This is a genomic window from Coleofasciculus sp. G1-WW12-02 (assembly GCF_040219735.1).
Lineage (GTDB): Bacteria > Cyanobacteriota > Cyanobacteriia > Cyanobacteriales > Coleofasciculaceae > Coleofasciculus.
In genome coordinates, this window is the sequence record NZ_JAVJRX010000007.1 from 1 (window position 1) to 5,665 (window position 5,665).

Annotated in this window: 4 protein-coding genes and 1 riboswitch; of the genes, 2 read left to right on the plus strand and 2 right to left on the minus strand. The window is 43.5% G+C overall.

All coding sequences use genetic code 11. The features are described from left to right. Positions 1-505 precede the first annotated feature (505 nt). Positions 506-602, plus strand: a riboswitch (TPP riboswitch). Positions 603-610: 8 nt separating this feature from the next. Continuing rightward, positions 611-1,984, plus strand: a complete 1,374-nt coding sequence (gene thiC / locus RID09_RS00600) for a phosphomethylpyrimidine synthase ThiC (RefSeq protein WP_446334013.1) — start codon at positions 611-613, stop codon at positions 1,982-1,984. A gap of 202 nt (positions 1,985-2,186) precedes the next feature. Continuing rightward, positions 2,187-3,893, plus strand: coding sequence for an adenylate/guanylate cyclase domain-containing protein (locus tag RID09_RS00605; protein ID WP_446334014.1), 1,707 nt, complete (start codon positions 2,187-2,189; stop codon positions 3,891-3,893). Between the two features lie 51 nt (positions 3,894-3,944). Here RID09_RS00605 and RID09_RS00610 read toward each other — a convergent pair whose 3' ends face one another. Both RID09_RS00610 and RID09_RS00615 read right to left on the minus strand, forming a co-directional pair. Beyond that, a complete protein-coding gene (locus RID09_RS00610; protein ID WP_446334015.1) occupies positions 3,945-4,244 on the minus strand; it encodes a hypothetical protein in 300 nt (99 codons plus the stop codon). Positions 4,245-4,571: 327 nt separating this feature from the next. Next, on the minus strand, positions 4,572-5,665 hold a 1,094-nt coding region (locus RID09_RS00615), incomplete at its 5' end, for an ISL3 family transposase (RefSeq protein ID WP_446334016.1).

The window sequence follows — 5,665 nt, forward strand, 5'->3', positions numbered from 1 at the left end:
GTTGTTGGCAAGAATGCTTCGCCCCTACGAGTTGTTGGCAAGAATGCTTCGCCCCTACGAGTTGTTGGCAAGAATGCTTCGCCCCTACGAGTTGTTGGCAAGAATGCTTCGCCCCTACGAGTTGTTGGCAAGAATGGGCGATTTCCTAGGAGAATATTGATTGTTATTCGGATATAACATCTGATGGAAGGTGACAACCACGGTGTATTCATCTCTAGTGCAAAAAACTTCAAAACTATACTTGGGATACAGTGACTTGAGATGATTTTTCCACATTTGTTTGATCACTTGTCCTAAATAAAATAAGCAAGAAGAGGCGATTGAAATCGCTGCTACACAAACAAAGTCCGCCTGCGCGGACTGGGTTATAACGGGGGTAGCTAACCCGGATTTGGTATCACCACAAAACTTATTCAGCAGCCCCTATTTAGGTGTGCCAAGTAACTACAAATGTAAACTTTTATAAAGCTTGCTCCCCTCACCCAAGCCTAGTGGTACGATGAACAACTAAAGCTAGGGGTGCCTGAGCAACCAGGCTGAGATTACACCCTGAGAACCTGAGACTGGTTAAGACCAGCGGAGGGAAGCGGTTTATTAAAAGGAATCTAATATGAGATCAGAATGGGTCGCGAAGCGGCAGGGACAGGGTAATGTTACACAAATGCACTACGCCCGCCAAGGTGTGATTACCGAGGAAATGCATTATGTCGCAGGGCGGGAAAACCTCTCCCCAGAACTGATTCGGGATGAGGTGGCGCGGGGACGAATGATTATTCCTGCCAATACTAACCATACCAACTTAGAACCGATGTGTATCGGCATCGCGTCTAAGTGTAAAGTCAATGCCAATATCGGTGCGTCTCCCAATTCTTCCAATATTGACGAAGAAGTCGCTAAGTTGAACCTAGCGGTTAAATATGGCGCGGATACTGTGATGGATTTATCCACGGGGGGTGGGAACCTAGATGAAATCCGCACGGCGATTATCAACGCTTCCCCTGTACCCATTGGCACAGTACCAGTGTACCAAGCCCTGGAAAGCGTTCACGGTACGATAGAAAACCTGACCCCGGATGACTTTCTCCAGATTATTGAGAAACATGCCCAGCAGGGAGTTGATTACCAAACCATTCACGCGGGACTTCTGATTGAACATCTACCCTTGGTGAGAAATCGCCTAACCGGTATTGTTTCTCGCGGTGGCGGTATCCTGGCGAAGTGGATGCTGCACCACCATAAGCAGAATCCTCTCTACACTCACTTCGACGATATTATCGAGATTTTCAAGAAGTACGATGTTTCCTTCAGTTTAGGCGATTCCCTACGTCCGGGCTGTACTCATGATGCCTCTGACGAAGCGCAATTAGCCGAACTGAAAACCCTGGGACAACTGACTCGCCGCGCTTGGGAACATGATGTGCAAGTGATGGTGGAAGGTCCGGGTCATGTGCCGATGGATCAAATTGAGTTTAATGTTAAAAAGCAGATGGAAGAGTGTTCTGAAGCACCGTTCTATGTGCTCGGACCCTTGGTGACTGATATTGCTCCTGGTTATGACCATATCACGTCCGCGATCGGGGCAGCTATGGCGGGGTGGTATGGGACAGCTATGCTGTGCTATGTGACGCCGAAAGAACACTTAGGACTACCGGATGCTGAGGACGTGCGAAATGGCTTAATTGCCTATAAAATAGCTGCCCATGCTGCCGATATTGGACGCCATCGCCCTGGCGCACGAGACAGAGACGATGAACTCTCCCGCGCCCGTTATAACTTCGACTGGAATCGCCAGTTTGAGTTATCACTTGACCCCGATCGTGCAAAAGAATATCACGACGAAACTTTGCCCGCAGATATCTATAAAACGGCTGAATTCTGCTCAATGTGTGGACCCAAGTTCTGCCCAATGCAGACCAAGGTTGATGCGGATGCGTTGACAGAATTGGAGAAGTTCTTAGCCAAGGAACCTGTTAAGCAAAGCTAACTTTAGATTATAACACATAGAACAAAAAGGTGGGTAAGACCCACCTTTTTTTGTTTTTTATGAGTCGGAATTGATGCTTAGGGCTTATGCAAGTTTTCACGGTTTCAGTCAAAATAGTTACCAGCAAGTCATTAATGTTCATCCTTCAAGTGGTGTGGCTACCATTTAGATACATTGTGCAGTGTTTCAAAACGGTTAACCCTTGTTTAAGCCGAATCGTCAAAGTAAAAGGTTAAAAAAAAATCTGCTTAGAGGAATTGTCAGTCTCATCAGATGGCTGGCAAAACTTGGTAAAGGTTTATATAACACGATAATGTCGCTGCGATCGCGTCGGCGTTCCTCTACCCCACCCCCGATGCAAGCTGCACCCTTACCCGCCAACGAAGCAGAACGGCTCAAAGCTCTGCGGGGGTACAACATCCTTGATACATTGCCCGAACAAGACTTTGATGACATGACGATGTTAGCCTCACACATCTGTGGGACTCCCATCGCCCTGATTAGCCTGATTGATCAAAATCGCCAGTGGTTTAAGTCAAAAGTTGGCATCGATGCGACACAAACACCCAGAGAACAGGCATTTTGCGCTCATGCTATTCTGAATCCCGAAGATATCATGGTTGTACCCAATGCCTTAGAAGACGAGCGGTTTGCGGGGAACCCTCTAGTAACGTCTGATCCCAATATCCGATTCTATGCGGGCGCTCCTTTAGTCACTGAAGATGGTTTTCCCCTGGGAACCCTGTGTGTGATTGACAAGATTCCTCACGATCTCACACCGCAACAGATCACCGCCCTCCAAGCTTTAAGCCGTCAGGTGATTAACCAAATGGAACTACGATTGAATTTAACCCGGTTAAATCGCCAAGTTGCTAGGCGCCAGGAAGTCGAAGCCAAGCAGCGAGTATCAGATCAGCAAGTCGTCGAACTTCTCGAAAGCATGACTGATGGGTTTTTTGCCTTGGATAGACAGTGGCGGTTTACCTATATCAACAAAGTCGGCGCTCAAATTTTACAGCGCCAACCTGAAGAATTACTGCGCCAAAATCTCTGGGATACTTTTCCCGATGCGGTGGGTTCAAAATTTGATCAGCAATATCACAAAGCGATGGATCAACAGAGTCCTGTCACCTTTGAAGCCTTCTACCCACCCATCAGATGCTGGTTTGAAGTGCGAGCTTTTCCCTCCTATGAAGGACTCTCAGTTTTCTTTCATGACATTACCCAACGCAAGCAAACCGATGCGGCTTTAAAACGGGAAAAGCAAAAAGTTGAGAACTTGTTACTCAATATTTTGCCCCAAACTATTGCCAAGCAGTTGCAACATGAGCCAGGATTAATCGCCCAGAAACATGAAGATGTGACCATTTTATTTGCCGACTTAGTGAAATTCACTCAACTAGCGGGTCAGATTTCTCCCCAAGAACTGGTTAGCTTGCTCAACATGATCGTTTCTACATTTGATCGATTAGCCCAAAAGCATGGTTTGGAAAAAATTAAGACCATTGGTGATGCTTATATGGTAGTTGGCGGACTACCTACCCCTCAGAGCAACCATGTCGATGCGATCGCGCAAATGGCACTGGATATGCAACAAAGCCTTGAACAAATCAATACCTCAACGGGTAAGAATTTTCGTTTGCGGATTGGGATGAACACCGGAGTCGTTATTGCGGGCGTCATTGGCACAACTAAGTTTAGCTATGACATTTGGGGTGACGCGGTGAATATCGCTAGTCGCATGGAATCTCGCGGTCAACCGGACAAAATTCAGGTGACTGAGATAACGTATCAGCGCTTGCGAGACAAGTTTGAGTTAGTCGAACGGGGATTTATCCGGGTTAAAGGCAAGGGTAAAATGAAAACCTATTGGTTAATGGGTGAAAAGCCGAAAATTTTGCAACAGTAAGAAGTAGGCGAACCGCTCGCACTCCTATTCCCTTCTACCTTCTGCCTTCTACTATAAATCGTGACCAATTTGAGGGTTAATGGATGTCTCACAATCTACAGAGGAAGCAGGAAAACTGAATGATATCGCTAACGCCATACCAGAAAGAATTAAGAAGGTGAGCCAGGATTTGCGGCGTTGGTGTTCATCGGATTGCGTCTGTTCATCCATTAGCCAATTCCACAGTAGGAAGCAAAGACTCACGCCCGGTTCTAGGTTGGATTTGAACAACCAGCCGATGAGATTAGGAATTAGGAATTCGGCTAATAGCCAGAGTTTCTTTTTCCAGGTTTTGGATGTTGGTGATTTCATGGCTTGACCTCGTTAAATTTAGGCTTATGAGGTCTAGTGTGGCGATTGAATAAATAGATTGAAAACTGGAAGTAAATAGTTAGAAAAAGTTATTTGATTGATTGGTGTGGTGGTAAATTGCAGTTATAGCAGTAGACACATCGATTAGGACAAACGAACTGTTGTTCCAGACGTTGCATGCAACGTCTCTACTAAATGATGCGTCTTAACCGCTATGGCGATTACTATAATTGTCTGTCAATAGGGGTAAATGGTTTATAAATAGTCGGAAATAATTGGAAATAGCTGGAAATAGTAGGTTTTATTTTTTAGGTTCTTCGGTACTTATTATGCTAAACTATCAACTAAATGCCAAAACAATAAAGCTCTTTTTTCAAAGTTATAAAAATTGGTAAATCCAAAACCACAACGTTTTATTACCTTTAATCTATTGTTAATTCCTTCGACGATGCCCTGGGTCGTTTTTTGCTCAAAATAGCCCACTATTTCCCCAAACCAGTTTTTGATGGTCTGAACTGTTTTGGGAAAAATTTTTTCAGCTTTCATCAGCCAGTCTCCTAATTTTATCGTCCCTTCTCCTACATTTTTACACCTTTCAAATATCTCCGTAAATTCTTCCTTGAGGGCGTGCATTATAGCTAGTTGAGGCGAAGCTTCTTTTATTTGCTCTAATTTTTCTTTCTGTTTTTGTTTCAGAGCTTTTTCACTTCTTAGTAAAATATATTTCCCGCCCTTAAGACTAGAAAAAAGTTTCGCTCTTGGTTCTATTTCCAGCTCTAGAGCTGTTCTCTTCTGGTCAATACGTCCTTGATTTAGTTCTTGATGTAACAACTTCGTTACATGAAATCTATCCGCTGTTATTACCGCTTCTGGACAGAGTTTATGGAAGACACTTTTATACATTTTGTATAAATCCATGCTAACTTCTTCTATCTGTTCTAAAATTTCTGTTCCCCATGATTTCAACAATTCTTCAATCGCTTTTGATTTTCTCTCTGGAACTAAGCCGATTAATTTGCCTGTGTCTAAATCGACTAAAACTACTATAAATCTTCCCTGTCCTTTGACTAAACTAATTTCATCTATTCCTAATCTTTTTAAAGATTTAAGATTAATCGGTAATTTTTTTTGGCTAATTTGATTAATCATTGATTCGACCTCAGATTCTGTTAAATTATTCCTTTGAGCTACATTGAGCAGATTACTATTCACAACCTGTTCAGTAATCCATTGTGCATAGCGATCGGTATATTTTTTTCGTTTTCCCACAAAATTTAATTCCTCACTAAAGGGTTTTTGACAGTGAGTACACTTAAATTGTCGGCGGTTAACCTTTAAAAATATTTCGGTTTCTCCCCAAGGTAAATCCTTAATTAAATGCCAATGATTTTGATGAAGACGATGGCTAGGTTTCTTACAAG

Coding starts and splice junctions, on each gene's coding strand:
- thiC (WP_446334013.1), top strand. CDS start 611: ATGAGATCAGAATGGGTCGCGAAGCGGCAGGGACAGGGTAATGTTACA.
- RID09_RS00610 (WP_446334015.1), bottom strand. CDS start 4,244: ATGAAATCACCAACATCCAAAACCTGGAAAAAGAAACTCTGGCTATTA.